General features: G+C 35.5%; 16 protein-coding genes and 1 pseudogene. All 17 read right to left on the reverse strand.

Annotated elements, in window-relative coordinates:
* Position 1: 1 nt before the first annotated feature.
* Positions 2-3481: a DNA polymerase III subunit alpha gene (gene dnaE / locus M9C83_05990; GenBank protein URQ66198.1), complete on the reverse strand. Its 3480-nt coding sequence runs from the start codon at positions 3479-3481 to the stop codon at positions 2-4.
* A complete protein-coding gene (gene rnhB / locus M9C83_05995; GenBank protein URQ66199.1) occupies positions 3465-4034 on the reverse strand; it encodes a ribonuclease HII in 570 nt (189 codons plus the stop codon). Before rnhB ends, dnaE begins: the two co-directional genes overlap by 17 nt.
* Positions 4031-5152 (reverse strand): lipid-A-disaccharide synthase, encoded by a 1122-nt coding sequence (gene lpxB / locus M9C83_06000; protein ID URQ66200.1) that lies wholly within the window; start codon positions 5150-5152, stop codon positions 4031-4033. Before lpxB ends, rnhB begins: the two co-directional genes overlap by 4 nt.
* Positions 5149-5919: an acyl-ACP--UDP-N-acetylglucosamine O-acyltransferase gene (gene lpxA / locus M9C83_06005; protein ID URQ66201.1), complete on the reverse strand. Its 771-nt coding sequence runs from the start codon at positions 5917-5919 to the stop codon at positions 5149-5151. Before lpxA ends, lpxB begins: the two co-directional genes overlap by 4 nt.
* Before the next feature lie 2 nt (positions 5920-5921).
* Entirely contained in the window at positions 5922-6368 is a 447-nt protein-coding gene (fabZ, locus tag M9C83_06010; protein URQ66202.1) for a 3-hydroxyacyl-ACP dehydratase FabZ, read from the reverse strand.
* Positions 6369-6372: 4 nt separating this feature from the next.
* Positions 6373-7371 carry a UDP-3-O-(3-hydroxymyristoyl)glucosamine N-acyltransferase gene (gene lpxD, locus M9C83_06015; protein ID URQ66203.1) on the reverse strand — a complete coding sequence of 333 codons (999 nt, stop codon included), beginning with the start codon at positions 7369-7371 and terminating at the stop codon, positions 6373-6375.
* A 6-nt stretch (positions 7372-7377) separates the two neighbouring features.
* Complete coding sequence (locus M9C83_06020) at positions 7378-7908, reverse strand: OmpH family outer membrane protein (GenBank protein URQ66204.1); 531 nt, start codon at positions 7906-7908, stop codon at positions 7378-7380.
* Between the two features lie 72 nt (positions 7909-7980).
* Positions 7981-10389: an outer membrane protein assembly factor BamA gene (bamA, locus tag M9C83_06025; GenBank protein URQ66205.1), complete on the reverse strand. Its 2409-nt coding sequence runs from the start codon at positions 10387-10389 to the stop codon at positions 7981-7983.
* Positions 10390-10391: 2 nt separating this feature from the next.
* The gene (rseP, locus tag M9C83_06030) at positions 10392-11753 is read right to left on the reverse strand and encodes an RIP metalloprotease RseP (GenBank protein ID URQ66206.1); all 1362 of its coding nucleotides are present in this window, start codon (positions 11751-11753) and stop codon (positions 10392-10394) included.
* Complete coding sequence (gene dxr, locus M9C83_06035; GenBank protein ID URQ66207.1) at positions 11753-12910, reverse strand: 1-deoxy-D-xylulose-5-phosphate reductoisomerase; 1158 nt, start codon at positions 12908-12910, stop codon at positions 11753-11755. Before dxr ends, rseP begins: the two co-directional genes overlap by 1 nt.
* 2 nt (positions 12911-12912) lie before the next feature.
* Positions 12913-13728 (reverse strand): phosphatidate cytidylyltransferase, encoded by an 816-nt coding sequence (locus M9C83_06040; protein URQ66208.1) that lies wholly within the window; start codon positions 13726-13728, stop codon positions 12913-12915.
* 2 nt (positions 13729-13730) lie between these two features.
* Positions 13731-14456: a polyprenyl diphosphate synthase gene (gene uppS, locus M9C83_06045; protein ID URQ66209.1), complete on the reverse strand. Its 726-nt coding sequence runs from the start codon at positions 14454-14456 to the stop codon at positions 13731-13733.
* Positions 14457-14465: 9 nt separating this feature from the next.
* Positions 14466-15023 (reverse strand): ribosome recycling factor, encoded by a 558-nt coding sequence (frr, locus tag M9C83_06050; protein ID URQ66210.1) that lies wholly within the window; start codon positions 15021-15023, stop codon positions 14466-14468.
* Positions 15024-15881, reverse strand: coding sequence for a translation elongation factor Ts (gene tsf, locus M9C83_06055; protein URQ66211.1), 858 nt, complete (start codon positions 15879-15881; stop codon positions 15024-15026).
* Between the two features lie 242 nt (positions 15882-16123).
* Positions 16124-16795: pseudogene (gene rpsB / locus M9C83_06060) on the reverse strand (30S ribosomal protein S2).
* Positions 16796-16965: 170 nt separating this feature from the next.
* The gene (locus M9C83_06065) at positions 16966-17706 is read right to left on the reverse strand and encodes a hypothetical protein (protein URQ66212.1); all 741 of its coding nucleotides are present in this window, start codon (positions 17704-17706) and stop codon (positions 16966-16968) included.
* Between the two features lie 5 nt (positions 17707-17711).
* Complete coding sequence (dnaJ, locus tag M9C83_06070; protein URQ66213.1) at positions 17712-18833, reverse strand: molecular chaperone DnaJ; 1122 nt, start codon at positions 18831-18833, stop codon at positions 17712-17714.
* Between the last annotated feature and the right edge of the window lie 24 nt (positions 18834-18857).

The following is an 18857-nucleotide window of genomic DNA, read 5'->3' on the forward strand; positions in this document are numbered from 1 at the left end:
ATTAATTTATGTGATATTGACTATGATAAACGAACTTAACATTTTCTGGTCCAAAACGTTTCCCCAAGGCCTTTATTGAAGAATCATCAAGTCTCACTGAGAAATCACTTGGCAGAACAATATCTGCTACTGCCGACTCTCCCTTGTAAGATATTAGAACTTGATTACCTTCTTTGCTATTTGCAATTAATTTTAAAGAATTAATCACCTCTTCTGAGCTAATATCGTTATTTTCAATATCGATTTTAATGTTCTTTACATACTCATGACGAGCTTGGTCAAAAGTTAAAATCTTATCAGCGATCATTTTGTGTTTTGCAAAGTTAGAATATTCATCCTTCTCGATCATGCCTTCAACAACTAAAACCTGTCCTTTTTTTAGCAAGCTCCTATATTTTTCAAACACATCTGCCCAGATCGAGACTTCTATTTTTGAGGAACCATCATCTAAAGTCGCGAAAGCAAATCTACCTCTTTTGCCCTGTCTCACATTAAACTGCATTAAACATCCTGCAATTCTTTGCGTGTGTTCTTCGGATTGAAGTTCAGAAATAAAAAAACCACACATATTCCTAACCTCTTTCTTTTTACTTTCTAAGGGGTGAGAATCTAAATAAAAACCTAAAGCACTCCATTCAGATGATACTTCATCAAACTCTATGTCATTGTTAACAACATCCTCTGCAGGAGAAATAATTTCTTCCCCAAAAAGATCTTTAATATTACTCTTATTCCTCTCAGAAGCCTGTTCTGCATTCTTAAGATAAGAATCAATTCTTCTGAAAAGATCTTCTCTTTTTCCGAAAGAGTCCATGGCACCTGACCCAATTAATGTAGTTAAAATTCTTCTATTAATTCTATTAGATCCAATTCTCATACAGAAGTCATGCATATCTTTGAATTGTTCAATATTGCGTTGAGAAATTATTTGTTCTACTAAAGATTCACCTATACCTTTGATTGCACCCAAACCATATAAGATTGTTCTTGAGTCTAAGTCTTCAAATCTATATGAACTTCTATTTATATCAGGTTTCTCAATTGATAATCCTATGTTTCTGCAATCATCTACAAATAATTGAATATTATCTGTATTTCCTAAATCACATGATAAGACTGAAGCCATAAATTCAGCAGGAAAATGAGTTTTCAGCCATGCAGTTTGATAGGCAATAAGTGCATAACCTACGGAATGAGATCTATTGAAACCGTATCCTGCAAATTGCTCTATTTGGTCAAACAAATTTGCAGCATATCTCTCGTTTACATCTTTCTTAACTGCTCCGTCTACAAATGTGGACCGTAGACTTTCCATTTCTTCTTTCTTCTTTTTCCCCATGGCCCTTCGCAAGATATCTGCTTGGCCAAGAGAGAAGCCTGAAAGTTCCTGAGCTATCTGCATTACCTGTTCTTGATAAACTATTACTCCATATGTAGTACTCAGTATTTTTTTTACTGATTCATGACCATAGGTAACTTCTTCCCTACCGTGCTTTCTATTTATATAAGAATCTACCATGTTCATGCCCAAGGCTCCTGGACGGTACAAAGCGTTCATGCTTACAATGTCTTCAAAATCATTAGGGACTAATTGTTTTAAGTAGTCCCTCATACCTCTTGATTCAAGTTGAAATATACCAGTTGTTTCCCCTCTTTGTAGTAGTTCGAAAGTTTCCGGATCTTTCAACGATAAATTATCAATATTTATGTGATCTCGCTCGCTTTTCGCCTTTGCATTAATTCGTCTTACAGATTGATCTATTATCGTGAGAGTTTTTAGACCAAGAAAATCAAATTTAACTAAGCCTGCAGACTCAACATCGCCCATATCAAATTGTGATGCAACTGTTCCTTTATCAGAATCTAAAAAAAGAGGTGTAAAATCTGTCAAAGCTGTTGGCGCTATAACTACTCCAGCTGCATGAGTTCCAACACTCCTTGATAAACCTTCCAACTTAAGTGCCATATCAAAAACTTCTTTTGATTCATCTGATTCATCGATAATCTCCTTGAATTGCTTATCCTTATATGCCTCTTCAAGACTTATTCCTAAAACATCTGGTATTGCTTTTGCAAGTCTATCGCCAAATCCGTAAGGCTTGCCCAATACTCGAACTACATCACGTAACACAGCCCTTGCTGCCATTGTTCCTCTAGTACTTATCTGTGCAACTGAATCTTTACCATATTTGTTTGTGACATATTCTAGAACTTTGTCTCTACCCTCAATGCAAAAATCTATATCGAAATCAGGATTACTAACTCGTTCTGGATTAAGAAATCTCTCAAATAAAAGATCATATTTGATAGGATCAATTGCAGTTATACCTAAGGCATAAGCGACTATAGATCCAGCTCCAGAACCTCTGCCAGGACCAACAGGAATATCATTCTTTTGAGCCCAATTCACAAAATCAGCTACAATTAAAAAATAACCTGCGAAATCTAGCTTACAGATCATGTCTAATTCGTATTCTAGTCTTTTTTTATAAGTATGCTCATCCAGTTCATAAGAATCGGCGGACCCTTTAAGGTCGTTTATTCTTTTGAGTAGACCATCATTTGAAATTTTTCTTAAGAATTCTTCTCTAGAATAGTTATTTGGAACTTCAAAATCAGGGAGATAAAATTTTCCTAACTCCAAGTCGATGTTACATTTTTCCGCGATCTTTACCGTATTAATAAGTGCTTCAGGTATATCAGAAAATAAGTCAAACATCTCCTCTTTACTTCTAAAGAATTGCTCTTCGGTATAATTTTTAGGTCTTCTTGGATCATCCAGAATATCCCCTCTTTGAATACAAACCCTCGCCTCATGAGCTTCAAAATCAGAAGGAGAAATATCAGGATCAACCGCTTCTAAAAACCTTACATTATTGGTTGCAACAACGGGAATCTCCATTTTTGAAGCAAACTGCAATACTGCTTCATTGTATTCCTTTTCGTTAGGCTTACCTGTTCTTTGAACTTCAATAAAAAAATTATCTTTATAAATCTTTTTAAAGAAGTCTATACGAGACTCCGACAATTGCTTATTTCCTGCCAAAATTGAATTCCCAATATGTCCCTCCATGCCTCCCGATAAAGCAATTATTCCTTCTGAAAATTCTTCAAGCCAATTAAAAAGAACAATAGGATCACCCTTTACTTGACCTTCCACATAAGCTTTAGAAACTAACTTTGTTAAATTTATATAGCCTTGTTTATTCATAGCTAAGAGCACAATAGGAGCTGAAATTGAGTCTTTATCTTTTGCTACATTTATCTCCGAACCCACAATAGGTTTAATGCCCCTACTTCTTGCAGATCTATAGAATTCAATTAATCCAAAGAGATTAGTTAAATCTGTTAAAGCAACAGAGTGATATCCAAGACCAATAGAACGATCTAGTAATTCATCAACTCTTATGATGCCATCCACTAAAGAGTATTCCGAATGGACATGAAGATGAACAAAATCTAAATTATCTAATTGACTCATTAATATTTCTAACGGGTTTAAAACTTAACCTATGTTCTAAAGTTATACCATGTGATTCTAATGCTTCTAGGTGCATCTTTGTAGGATAACCTTTGTGTTGTTTAAAGCCATATTCTGGAACGGACTTATCTAATTCTTTCATATAATTATCTCTATAAACCTTAGCAAGGATTGAAGCCGCCATAATATTCTCATTTGACTGGTCTCCTTTAATTATAGTCCTTACTTTCAGATCCGTTTCAGGTGAAAACTGACCATCTACAGATATAAGTTCGGGACTCACATCCAAACCATCTATGGCTCTCCTCATAGCTAACAAAGATGCTCTAAGAATATTAATATCATCGATCTCTTTGGCTGTACTCATTCCTATAGACCATGAAATAGCATTAACTTTTATATCTTCTGCTATCAGTTCCCTTCTTTTTTCAGAAATCTTTTTTGAGTCGTTTAGATTAGATATTGAATGTTTCTTGCCTAATATAACTGCTGCAGCAAAAACTGGACCTGCTATAGGACCCCTTCCTGCTTCATCAACTCCAGCTTCAATCAATTTAATAACTTTAAAACCTCAACAGACGCCTTATCTGCTCCCCCAGCCTTTAGCTTTTCTTTTATAAAATTAAACTCTTTTCTATAGAATTCAAAGCCTCTAGCCTCTAATAGATTTACTGAAGAGATTATCTTTTCTATAGTTGCTTCAGACTGCAATAGCTCAGGTAAAATTTTCTTACCTAAAATTAAATTTGGTAATGAAAAAGAGTCAATATGAAGTAATGGTTTAATTAATAAATAAGACAACCAATTAGTCTTATATACAGCTATACAAGGAGTGAATGATAAGGCAGCCTCCAAGGTTGCTGTTCCAGATGTAATAATTGCCATAGAAGCTTTCTTTAAAACATCTTGAGAATTCTCATATGAAATATGAATGAAATCTTCCGTATCTTCCTTAAAAAGGTCCAGATGAGATGAATCTGATAATGGCATAAAAAATTGGTAGTTTGGATTCATTAGCTTCAGTTTCTTTGCCGACTTAATCATCAAATCACCCATTAGTAATATCTCTGACTTCCTGCTTCCTGGTAATAACGCAATACTATTTTGAACTTTGGATTCTATTTCCATATTGTTAATATCAATTTTGTAAGACAAAGGGTGTCCTACATAACATGTCTTGATCTTCGAATTGGAATAAGCAGTCTCTTCAAAAGGAAAAAGGGTTAAAACAGAATCTATTGATCTCTCCATAGATTTTATGCGGCCTTTACGCCATGCCCAAACAGAAGGACTTACGTATTGTATTGTCTTGATTTGAAGATTCTTTTTCAAAAAATTTGCAATGGGAAGATTGAAGTCAGGTGAGTCAATTCCTATAAAAATATCGGGCTTATGATGGTGTAAATATTTTTTTAAACCCTTTCTAAGTTTTAATAATTTTCTTAAATTTAATAAAGGTTCAATAATACCCATTACTGATATCTCACTCATATCAAAGTAAGATTCAAGCCCCTCAGAAGTCATCTTCGAACCTCCGACACCTATAAACTCAATTGAAGGATTGATTGATTTCAAGGATTTCATCAAGGGTGCGCCTAATTCATCACCTGACCTTTCACCTGCCACTATTGCGATCTTTAAAGGATTATTTTCAAGGGTATTCCCTATCAACGAGATATACCTCTCTTAGAGCCTTCAATTGAACTTAAGAATATATCTACTTCAATAAAATCCTTTCTTAAAGAATCAAGATCCTTCATAGCCTCATCGACCGTAAGCTTCTTTCTATAAATTGATCTATAAGCAGCTCTTAATGCTTCTATAGTTTCCTTAGAATATCCGATTCTTTTTATGCCTGTTACGTTTACTCCAAAAGGTTTAGCCGGATTACCTCTGACTTTCACATATGCAGGTATATCTTTATTTACCGCGCTGCCCATTGCACAAAAACTGTAACTGCCAATAGAGCAAAATTGATGAACAATGGCATAACCTCCAAGTATTGCGCCATCTCCAACATGAACAGAACCAGCTAGTGCAGCCTGATTAGTTAAAACAATATCATTTCCTAATACACAATCATGCGCAATATGAGAATAAGCCATAATAAGATTTCCATCGCCGATAAGAGTTTCACCACGATCCTGAATAGTACCTCTGTGAATTGTTACACCCTCCCTTATGATATTGTCATCTCCAATAACTAGGGTAGTAGGCTCATTGTTATATTTCTTGTCCGGACTTCCATCACCTAAAGTAGAAAACTGGAATATGTGATTTCTTTTCCCTATCTTCGCAGGTCCTTTCAAAATAACATGAGACTCTATTTTTGTGCCTTCCTCTATTTCTACTTCCGGTCCGATAAGACAAAAAGGACCAATTTCTACTGAATCATCAATTTTGGCAGAATCGTCAACTATTGAAGAGGAGTGGATCATAATTATTTTGGCCTATCAGCGCAAAGTATCGTAGCCTTTGCTACAAGCTCACTGTCTACGGTTGCTGAACAGTCAAACTTCCAAATCCCTTTCTTATTGGTTATTACCTTTGAATTCAAAATGAGTTTATCGCCAGGAATTGCAGGTCTTTTAAATCTTAGATCATCAGCTCCTACAAAGTAGTATATTGACCCATCTTCAGGCCTTTTATCCATTGTTTTAAAACCTAGGATGCCCGAAGCTTGGGCCATGGCTTCAACAATCAAAACACCTGGCATGACCTGTTTTCCAGGAAAATGTCCCATAAAAAAAGGCTCATTAGTAGTAATATTTTTATAAGCTGTAACAGATTCACCTAGAACCATATCCGTAACTCTATCCACGAGAAGCATGGGATATCTGTGAGGCAAAAACTCTTGAATCTCTTCTATATTTATTTCTACTTCCATAATTTTACTTTTTGATTAATCCATGCAGTCTTTTAAAGGCAACTGCATTTTTTTTCCAGTCAGAGTTTTTCATAAATGGTGTGCCTGACGAATAATAACCGCTCTCTTTTATTGATTTTGTTATCAGTGACATTGCTGTAACGTGCACCTCATCTGAAATCTCGATGTTATCAACAATGGCAGAACACCCTGCAAGAGTACAATTCTTTCCAATTTTTGTGCTCCCTGCGATTGCACTATTACCTGCAATAGCAGTACCGGAACCAATCACTACATTATGTGCTACATGAACTTGATTATCTATTTTCACATTATCTCCAATCACAGTATTGCCGATTGATCCTCTGTCAATTGTACTGTTTGAACCAATTTCAACGTTAGCTCCAATTATTACTTCTCCTAAGTGTTCAATCTTTATCCACGAGCCGTTATCTTTGGCAAAGCCTAAACCATCTGAGCCAACTACTACTCCAGAATGTAGAATACATTCTTCGCCAATATTTACGGAATCATATATTGATACGTTTGCATATATAATTGAGCTCTTCCCAATTCTACTGCCTGCGCCAATGAAAACTCCAGGCATTAATACAACCTCGTCTTCTATCACAGCATTTTCTGATACTGTTACAAAATTTCCTATTGATGCAGTATCAGAAATTATTGCCGTATCTTCAATGGCTGCTAAGCTAGAAATTCCGGTTCTGATAGTAGGTTTTTTTTTGAAGAGTTCAGTACATCTAGCGTAAGTTAAATAAGGATTTTCACATATCAATTTGTTACCAGTAAATAATTCCGAGTAATCTGTATTGCAAATAACTGCACCAGCCTTAGTAGTAGATAATTTTGTTAAATATGACTCTCTAGCAATAAAGGAAACTTCTTGGTCTGAAGAATTTTCAAGAGTATTTATTCCAATTATTTCTTTAGAGGCATCACCTTCGAGTTCTGCTCCAAGGATTTCAGCAAGTTGAGATAACTTAAAGCTTTTTAGGGAAGACACGAAAAATTAATCTTCTTTTTCATTCATAGCATCGATTACTTCTTGAGTAATATCGTAGCTTTGATCTGCGTGAAGAAGTATTTGCTGTTGTGCTCCACTATTTATTAAGAGTGTTATTCCTTTTGCTCTAATTAATTCAGTGACGATGACTTGAAATTTCTCTGCCTGTTCTTGCGAAAGCAATTGAAGAGTTTGATTCCTGAATTGATTAGTTTTTTCTCTTAAAAAATTAATATCCTGCTGGAGAGACTGAAATTTCTGTGCTGCTTCTTGTTTTTCTTCATCAGACATTGTTGGACCATCTTTTTGAGTTCTTTCTTGTATCTCTCTAGCCTCAGTTGCTTTCGCTTGAAGTTCTTCAACAACTTCTTTCCATTCGTCTGAATTTTCTAATTCTTCAAGCTCTTTTTTTGCAACATTAGTGCTAAATAAAGCTGCTTGAGGATCCAGAGTGGCTATATTTAAATCTGCCGACTGAAGAGTAAAAGTAAAAAAGGATGCCGTAAGCACGGCAAATAAAGTTTTAAAAAATTTCATAGTTTTTCCCATTAAGTAACCTGTCGTCGAATTCTACAGTTTTGTAAGCTAATTTAGTAGCATTAAGAGAATTTAAAATTGTGTCCCTATTTCAAATTGAAAATTTTCTGTTTCATCTAAAGGGCCTTCATTAGAAGGAGCTGCAATAGCAAGAGACATTGGGCCCAACTGAGTTATCCAAGTCACTCCAACTCCATAAGAATACCTCAACTCCCCTAAGTCGAGTTCGCTGCAATTTACGTTTGATTGATCGAATCCACAGTCCTTAGAAAATACATTTCCGACATCCACAAAGAAAGAGCTACGCATTGATCTTTGGTCCTCAATGAAAGGTAGCTTAAATATAAAATCGAAGCCACCTTCTACTAAGTAAGCTCCTCCTATTGACCTATCATCTCTGTAATATGAATAAGGATTTGCAACCGGATTACCATCTTGGCCAATTATAGGATTACCTTCATTATCTAAATAAAACTGTGAGGGTATAGCTCTTGGACCAAGAGTATTTTGCTTAAAGCCCCTTACCGAACTAATCCCACCAGAATAATAATGCTCAAAGAAAGGAGCTACTTCTGTATCTCCATAAGCCTCTAGTACTCCAAGCTCACCTCTAAATCCTAGTACGAATCTTCCATCAAAAATTGGTCGGAAATATTTATGTCTATAGGTGAGTTTAGAGTATGTCAAAGAACTACCTGGAACAGCAACTTGGAGGGCGAAAGATTGTGATTGGCCTGCAGTAGGGAATAGCCCCCTATTCAAGGTAACTCTTGACCAGATGAATTGGGTCTTAAATACTTCAAATTTAGTACCTTCAGATTGGGTGAAAGCTAGAATCTGCGATGCAGGAGTAGAACCAGTATCAATACTTGTATTATCGTAATTTAAGTTGAGTCCTATTCTCTCAATATCGCTTATTGGCAGACCAAACTGTATGCCTGCTCCAAAAGAATCAGACGTATAACTTGCAATATTAAATTGACCATAGTCAGACTCTCTAAAATAAGCACTATAACCTCTGCTCACTCCATCTATATTAAAATATGGCTCTCCATAGCTAAAAGAGTAGCTGCGTTGCCAGGTGCTATCATTAATACCTATGCCAACTGCTCGCCCTGTTCCAAAAGCATTATTTTCATTGTAATTGAGACCTAGAACTAAGCCATAGGCTCCATATCCTAAACTGCCTCCAATTGATCCTGAAAACTCTTCTTCAACTGTAAACTCAACATCGATCTGATCGTTAACTCCAGGAACAGGTATAGTCTCTGATTCAACCTCTTTGAAGAATCCTAATCTCTCGAGTCTTAACTTCGAATTTTCTATGAGATTATTGGATGCCCAGGCGCCTTCCATTTGCCTCATTTCTCTTCTAAGCACTACGTCATGTGTCCTCTTATTTCCTTTAAAAATAATGCGTCTAACGTATGTTCTTTGTTGAGAATCTACATAGAATGTTAGGTCTACATTTCCTGAATCTTCGTTTACATCAGGGACACCTCGTACTTCAGCGAAACTATACCCTTCATTACCTAGTATATTTTTAAAAATCTCTTCTGTTTCTGTAACTAAAAACTGATTAAAACGCTCTCCTTTTCTAATCAATATTAGCGATTTAAGAACTTCTTCTTCAATAGGTAGGTCTCCAACTATCTTGATTTCATTAACATCATAAGTTGTTCCTTCGGAAATATTGAGTGTAATAAAAACGCCAGATTTATCGGGCGAAACGCTCACTTGAGAACTTTCTAAACGAAATTCAACATAGCCTCTATTTTTGTAAAATGACTCTAGAGATTCGATGTCACCCTTTAATTTCTCTCTTGAATATCTATTATCATTTGTAAAAAAAGAGAACCATCCACCTGTGGTTAGCTCAAAATCTTGTAAAATCTCTTCATCAGAGAATGATAGATTACCTATTACATTTATAGTTTTTATCTCAGCTACCTCTCCCTCATCTATTTCAATATTCAAAGATACCCTATTTCTAGGCTCATCCTCACTTGTAACTTCAACCTTCGCACCGTAACGACCTTGAGAAACATATTGCCTTTGAATTTCTAATGCCAAACTATTCACAATCGACCGTTTAAAAACTTGGCCTTCTGAAAGTCCTGCGTCATCTAATCCTTTCAGCAGGTCTTCAGTTTTCAAAGCCTTGTTTCCATCAAGATCTATAGATGCTATTGAAGGTCTTTCTACTAAACTTATTATTAAAGTATTCGCTTCTCGGCCGAGTTGGATATCATCAAATTGACCTGTCTTAAATATCGTCTTTGCAGTAGTTTGGAGGTCATATACATTGACGGTATCACCAACAGCAATTGGCATAACATTAAATACACTTCCTGCTGAAACTCTCTGCAAACCGCTGATTCTAATATCACTAACAACCCACTCTTCTTCGGAACTGATATTTTGGGCTTGAAAAAGACCTGCTAAAAGTAGGATAAAAAATACTTTAATTTGCATCTTCATTACTAGATCAACCTTGCAATATCATTTGCAAAGGCAAATATCATTAAACTTACAACGAGAACTAATCCAATTCGCATGGAATATTCAATTGCAATTTCAGAAACGGGAGACCCTTTAACTTTTTCTATAGCAATCATTAGCAATTGACCGCCATCTAGTATAGGTATTGGAAGAAGATTCAATAGTCCCAGATTGATACTCAATAATGCCACCATTGATAAAAAAGTAACATATCCTGCTTTGGCAGCAGATCCTGCAAGCACTGAAATCTGTATTGGACCTCCAAGGTTATCAGCTGATATTGATCCGCTTAACATCTTACCTATTGAAGTAATAATCAAAATTGTATATCTGTAGGTGTCCTCAATGCCAACTAATAAGGCTGGAAAGAAGTTCTCTTTTTTTTCAACCACAAAATCTGCAGGCCAATTATTAATATTATTAGAAGCAAGTATACCTATCCTGCCCTTTTGAACTCCTGTCTCATCGATAAAACTTGAACTCTCAAGCATCAGTATTTTCGATTCCTGGCCTCTCAGTACTTTAATCTCAATAAGCTGATTAGGCAAAAGACTGAGAATTCTCGATAATTCTTGCCAAGTAGAAACATCTTTACCATTAATGGCTTGTATCAAGTCTCCTTCTTTTATACCGTACTTAAGTGCAGGTCCGTCCTCTTGGAGTTCACCAACTATCGGAGGAAGAAATGGCTGAAGTCCTAAGGCTTGACTTGGAGCAATTTGATCATTATCGGATAACCAATTGTCTATTGGTAACAAAGCTGTTCTCTCCTGACCTTCTCTAATATATTTAATATTGACAACTCCAGTATCTCCAATCCTCTTCGAAAGAATGAGGTTTATATCATTAAATACCGTGACCGTTTCATTATCTATTTGTACTATCTTGTCATTAACTGAAATACCGTATTCTTTAGAAAGACTCTCAGGAATAACCTCACCAATTAAAGACGAAAGTTGGGTCGTACCAACTAGTGCTAAATAAAAATAGACAAAGGCAGCAAGGAAAAAATTAGCAATTGGACCTGCTACTGTTACTGCAGCTCTCTCTCCTAGAGAAGCCTGTAGATAAGATTTTTTATTTTCAAAAGATCCTTCAGATCCCTCTTGAACAGGATTATTCTCACCCAACATTTGTACATAGCCACCTAACGGTAGTACCCCGAATGAATATGTACAATCTTTCTTATCCTTATAAGAAAATAGTTCTTTACCGAAACCTATCTTAAACTTCAGAACATGAATTTTACAATATCTTGCTGTTAAGAAATGGCCAAGCTCATGAATGCCCACAATGATGCTTATAAGAAAAATAAAAGAAAATATGGTGAATAATAGGTCCATTAATTTAGGTTTATAAGTTCTTTAGTCATCTCTCTAGATTGCACATCAGCTTCGAAAATATCTTCTATTTCTTCGACCATCTTTATATCTGATTTATCCAAGACTTCTGAAATAATTTTATGTATATCCAAGTAGCCTATTCTACCTTCTAAAAAGGAAGCTACACACACTTCATTTGCAGCATTTAAAGTAGAAAAGCTTGTTCCACCAGAATTAATACAATCCTTTGCAAGAACTAATGAAGGAAATTTTTTTAAATCTGGCTTTACAAAAGAAAGATTGCTGATCTTTTCAAAATCAAGTGAATCACAACTAGAGTTGATTCTTTCAGGGAAACCCAAACCATACGCTATTGGAATTTTCATATCTGGAATAGAGAGTTGGGCTATCAGAGATTTATCTTTAAACTCAACCAAGGAATGAATAATACCTTCTGGATGGATCAGCACATCTATGTCGTCAAATCCAAATAACCATTTAGCTTCTATTATTTCTAAGCATTTATTCATCATGGTTGATGAATCAACCGAGATCTTATCCCCCATATTCCAAATAGGATGTGCGGTTGCCTCTTTAGGAGTTATATTCTTAAAGTCGTTAATATCTCTATTGAGAAAAGGACCACCCGATCCTGTTAATATTATCCGTGATATTGATTCTTCATTTTTAACTCCCATTAAACACTGATGAATTGCACTATGCTCGCTATCTATTGGAAAAATTGTAGCGTCGGTTTTTTTAGATAAATTATTTAAAATTTCTCCTGCTACAACATAAGACTCCTTGTTTGCTAATAAAATATGCTTTCCATGCTTTATTGCTTGGAATACAGGCTTTAATCCCGCTATTCCAACCATAGCAGCAACAACAATTTCTAAATCTTGTGAAGCAATAATTTGGTTTAATTCCTTCTCATTTGATAGGAAAGTCACTTGAGGATTATTTGTTCCCAGTTCGTCCAAAAATGACTTTTGGGCTTCTTTATTTTCTAGATAGACGAATTTTGGAGTAAATTCATTACACTGTTCTGCCATTAAACGGAAATTGGTTCTAGCTGCGAGTAATTCAATTTTAAATTCGTCTTTATTTTCTCTTATGACATCTAAAGTTGATTTTCCGACAGAACCCGTAGAACCTAAAATAGCTAAACTTTTCATTTTTAAACTATATTCAATAAAAAAACAAAACAAGGAAAAGCTGCAACATGGCTGTCTAAGCGATCGAAAAGACCGCCATGTCCAGGAATCAAATTTGAATAATCCTTCACTTCTACAACACGCTTCATCATGCTAGCAAAAGCATCTCCTAAAACAGAATATAAAGAAACTACTAACAATATACTTAAAACTAAAAAGAACGGTAAATTGAGAATATTGAAAGCTGTGGTCGATAAAAGAAGAGGTGTAACGACAATTGCAGCCATAAAACCCTCAAGTGTCTTATTTGGGCTAACATTTGTTATAAAAGGTCTTTTACCAAGACTTTTTCCTGCAAAAAAAGCAATAGAGTCCATGAGAATGGCAATTAAAACAATATAAAATATTAAAAATTTTCCACTCTCTATTTCAGGAAATATAAATTGAAAATTATTGTTAGAAATAATCTGAATTAAGGATGCAAAGAATCCAAGGTGGATAATAAATCCAAATAAACTCCAAATCATAGATCTTTTTAGGAAATTCTTATTCAAAGGAAAACTTAAGATAAGAATTGAGGACAAAAAGTAAGTGATTACACTCAGTGTGATAAATAAATAACTAAAGAAAGGTGAAAAAGAAACAAACATCAAAATTAGGAAAAGGAATACTCCTAAGATAGAAACAGCATTTGTAAACCTAACCTTCAAAAATTCCCAAAGAGAGATGGATGAGATTAAAGCAACAAGATATGTTAAGTATTGGTTATTTAATAATAGTATAAGAAGGCTGATTCCAAGTATTATTATAAAAGCACTTAGTAACCTTTGATTTAGCATCTTTACAACTGAAAATTAGATTTATCTCCGAAACGCCTAGATCTTTTTGAATATTCTTTGAGTGCGTTATCGAAGTGTTGATCATCAAAGTCTGGCCAAAGCACTTCAGAGAAATATAATTCTGAGTATGCTAATTGCCATAACAAAAAATTGCTTATTCTAAGTTCATTGCCAGTTCTAATGCATAAATCAGGATCTGTAAATTTTGATGTCGATAGAAATTTATCAAAACCCTCCTCGGTTAGTTCTCCATTTGATCCTGAATCTAGATGTTTATTTATTGCATTGACAATATCCCATCTTCCGCCGTAACTTGCAGCAACAACTAAATCCAATTTTTTTCTTTTGGTATCGCAATGAGTTAGTTTTTCTGATTCTTTCATTTGCTCTATAAGTTTCTGATCAAATTGAGACAAATCACCTATAAAGCTTAGCTGGACTGAATTTTTAATGAGATTAGGCACCTCTTCTTGAAGAGCACTATTTAATAGTTGCATCAGAAGGTTAACTTCTTCTGATGATCTGCCCCAGTTCTCGCTGCTAAACGCAAATAAAGTGAGAGTAGATAAACCCCTTTGGACAGCATATTCAACAGACTCTCTTGCCCTTTCAACGCCTTTTTTGTGTCCTGCAACCCCGGGAAGATTTTTCTCTGATGCCCATCGGTTATTGCCATCCATTATTATGGCAACATGTTTAGGTAAGGTTTCAGTTTGATTACCTTCCATTTTTAAAAATTAGAAATCTAAAAGATCCTTTTCTTTAGAGTTCAGTGCTAAATCTACTTTTTCAACGAAAGTATCGGTTAATTTTTGGATTAATTCTTCTCCCTGTCGTTCTTCATCTTGAGATATCTCCTTCTCTTTTAGAAATTCTTTTAATTGAGAGTTACCCTCTCGTCTAACATTTCTTATAGATACTTTTGCATTCTCTGCCTCAGCCTTGGCTTTTTTTATGAAATCCCTTCTGGTTTCTTCTGTAAGATCGGGCAAAATTACCCTAATTGTGTCTCCTGATGTGGCAGGATTTAATCCAAGATCAGATTCAGAGATTGCTTTTTCTATCTGTTGCACGACACCCTTCTCCCATGGAACAATAGCTAAAGTTTTTGCGTCTTCTATGCTTATACTTGCTACTTGCGCCAGAGGAGTAAGCTTATCGTAATAATCTACCTTAATACTATCGAGTAAGGATGGTGTTGCTCTTCCAGTTCGGATCTTTTTGAATGCTACGTCTAAAGCATTCAAACTCTTTTCCATGCCTGACTCGGCATCTTCAACAATCTCGTTTAACATTTATCCTTCGATCTGAGACATTACTTCACTAGCAAAATCTACTTTTTCCACCTCAATGCCCTCTCCGACTTCATATCTTGTAAAGCTTGAAATACTAGCATTATTATCAGCTAACAGTTTACTTATTTTGACATTTGGGTCTTTGACAAAGTCTTGCTCAGTTAAACTAACTTCAGCTAAGAATTTTGATATTTTACCTTCAATCATTTTTTCAATAATTTCTGGAGGTTTACCAGACTCTTCTGATTGAGCTTTGAATATTTCTCTTTCTTTGTCTACTGTTTCTTTCGGTATATCCGAAGGAGAAACTGCCATAGGATCAGTTGCAGCAGCATGCATAGCAATATCATTTGCAAGAGCTTCGTCTCCACCCTCTAAAGAAACAATACATCCAATTTTATTATTACTATGTAAATAAGAACCGCTAATAGAAGAATCATCGCTTTTAGCCAGTCTTCTAACAACGATATTCTCACCTAATTTCTGAACTAATTTTTCTCTATTATCTTCTACACCACTTTCTAAAAGTTGCTTTAATGAGTACGACGGATTGTTGGAATATATATCAAGAGTCTCTTTCGTGAAATTTATATATGATTCATCTCTTGCAACAAAATCAGTTTCGCAATTAACTTCGATCATAAAAAAATCTTTATCTCTATTGGTGATACCAATCAAACCGTCAGCGGCTGACCTGCCTGACTTTTTACTTGCTTTTATACCGCTAGTTTTTCTTAACTCTTCTATTGCTAAATCTATATCTCCATTTGCTTCTTCCAAAGCTTTTTTACAATCCATTAAACCTAAACCCGTTTTTTCTCTTAATTCTTTAACTTGTGAAGCTGAAATAGCACTCATAATTATTCCTCGTCCTTTACTTCTTTATTATCTTCTTCAATAGCGTCTAGCTTTGATGCTTTATCATCTGAGAGTTCTTGTATTTCTTGTGATTCATCAGCAGCTTCTTCATTTGATATTGAATCAGACACTTCAACATCTTTCTTTGAAGATTCTTCTGTAGTTTCATTAGTATCAACCTTACGAACAATTGCGGGTCCCGATTGAGGTTCATCCTGTTTAAGTCCAGTCGCTGCTTCAGAACCTTTCAAACAAGCATCTGCAACTGCCTCAGTAAAAAGGGCAATTGACCTAATAGAATCATCATTGCCTGGTACAACATAATCAATGCCTTCAGGATTACTATTTGAGTCGACGATGCCCACAATGGGGATACCCATTTTACTTGCCTCAGACACTGCAATAGACTCTCTTTTAACATCTATTATGAATAAGGCATCCGGTAAGCCGCCCATTTCAGTCACTCCACCAATAGACTTTTCAAGTCTATCGATGTCGCGTTGTATCTTTAAACCTTCTTTTTTAGTGAGCTTATTGAATGTTCCATCTTCCTTTTGTCTCAAAAGATTTTCTAGCCTAGTGATAGATGATCTTATAGTTTTATAGTTAGTAAGCATTCCCCCTAACCATCTTTCATTTACATATGGCATAGAGCATCTAATTGCTTCGTTTTTGATGATATCTGTTGCTGTTCTTTTAGTTCCAACAAAAAGAATTTTGTTATTTTTTGCAGCGACTCCCTCAATAAACTTTAGGGCCGGTTTAATCATTTCTACCGTATGCTCTAGGTTTATGATGTGAATCTTATTTCTGACACCAAAAATATATTGATCCATTTTTGGATTCCAGTATTTGGTCTGATGTCCGAAGTGGACACCTGCTTGTAGCATTTGTTCTAGCGATATTTCAGCCATTAGCTCTCCTCAATTTATGAAGAACATTACATTCCTCGGGTTATACTTCCATGAACTTACAGAACTTACTAAAGATGAGCAATCCTTAGCACCTTAGATCTGAAACAGTTTCATGTGTTTCGTTATCGGCACTTGCCTTAAAAAAGGCTTTATATCATATTTATACTAAATCAAGAAGAATAAATATCACTCATAGAATACAAGCCGGCAGACCTTTTGACTAACCATGCCGCTCCTTTTAGAGCTCCCAAAGCAAATATTGATCTGTCTTCTGCCCTATGAGTAAATTCTATTTTCTCATTATCTAGAGAAATACTGACTGTATGTTCTCCTGAATTATTACCTTCCCTATAGCTTTTTATCGCCACTTTAGCTTCTGGATAAATAGATCTAATTGCTTTTTGTAAATCTAATGCTGTTCCTGAAGGTGAGTCTTTTTTCTCGACATGATGGGTTTCCCGTATAGAGAATTCATGATCTTCAGAAAATAGATTTTTCGATATGTTAAGAATATTCTTTAATATTGCTATACCTGAGCTTGTATTAGGAGCAAATAATACAGGGATTTGAGTGCTAGCGATTTCTATTTCTTTGAAATCATCCTCACTAAAGCCAGTTGTTCCTATAAGAATTGGAATTTTCTTTCTCATGGCAAGCTGCAAAATTTTCATTGAACTTTTTGGAGAAGAAAAATCGATGATGATATCTACACCAAGATCTTCAGACATTTTTTCTGATATTTGAATCCCTGTTTCGTCTATTTCAAGCAATGTTCCGACATCTTTTTTAAAAAAGTTATTTTCAGGTGAGCAACTCCCGCCAACTAACTTGAAATGGTTACTTTCTAAAGCATAAGAAGATAAAAGCTTGCCAACTTTACCTGTTATTCCTGAAATGAATAGATTCTTCAAAATTCTTAATTGCTAGTATCAAAGAATGATTTTACCTTAGAAAACCATTCATCTCTTAATGGATTCTGCCGAGAATCATCAGAGATTGAAGTTTGAAATTCTTTAAGAAGTTGTTTTTGATCTTTTGAAAGGTTTTGTGGTGTTTCTATCACGGCTCTGCATAAAAGATCACCAGTAGAGCCTCCTCTGATTGGACTTATACCTTTACCCCTTAGTCTGAATAGTTTTCCTGTTTGTGTACCCTCAGGTATTTTTATTTTTACTTTACCATCTAATGTAGGTATTTGAATTTCGCCACCCAGTGTTGCATCTATAAAGCTAATAGGAGCTTCGCAATAAAGATGTTTACCATCGCGTTCAAATACATCATGGGGCAAAACTTTAATTTGAACAAATAAATCTCCTGAAGGACCACCATTTAATCCAGCCTCACCTTCTCCTGAGAGCCTTATTCTGTCTCCTGTATCAACTCCTGCAGGAATTTTTACAGATAAAGTCTTGCGTTTCTCAACTCTTCCTTGTCCTTTACAAACCTTACAAGGGTTGCTAATTACTTGGCCAGAACCACCACATCTGCCACATGTTTGAGCTACAGAGAAGAATCCCTGTTGCATCCTTACTTGACCAGCACCACCACATGAATCACATGTTATAGGTTGACTACCTTCACTGGCTCCTGTCCCATTGCACGAACTGCAACTTTCAAGCGCAGGAATAGCTATCTTTTCAGTTACTCCTCTTACTGCATCTTCAAGTGATATTGTCATAGAATATTGAAGATCTGAGCCTTTATTGGATCGTTGTCTACGTCCAAAAGGGTCGCCTCCACCGAAGATATCTCCGAAGATATCGCCAAAAATATCATTGAAGCCCTGAGAGCCGCCACCTCCAAAGCTAGAGGGATCAACACCATCATGACCAAACTGATCGTATGCATTTCTCTTTGATCCGTCTGATAAAACTTCATAAGCCTCTGAAGCTTCTTTAAATTTTTCAGCGGCTGAGGGATCATCTGAATTCCTGTCAGGATGATATTTCATTGCAAGCTTACGATAAGCTTTTTTCAAGTCGTCATCAGATGCTCCCCTTTGAACACCTAAAACATCATAATAATCCTTTTTAGACATCTGTTAATTGCAGCCTAATAGGAG

Source organism: SAR86 cluster bacterium (assembly GCA_023703575.1).
Classification (GTDB): domain Bacteria; phylum Pseudomonadota; class Gammaproteobacteria; order Magnimaribacterales; family Magnimaribacteraceae; genus Magnimaribacter.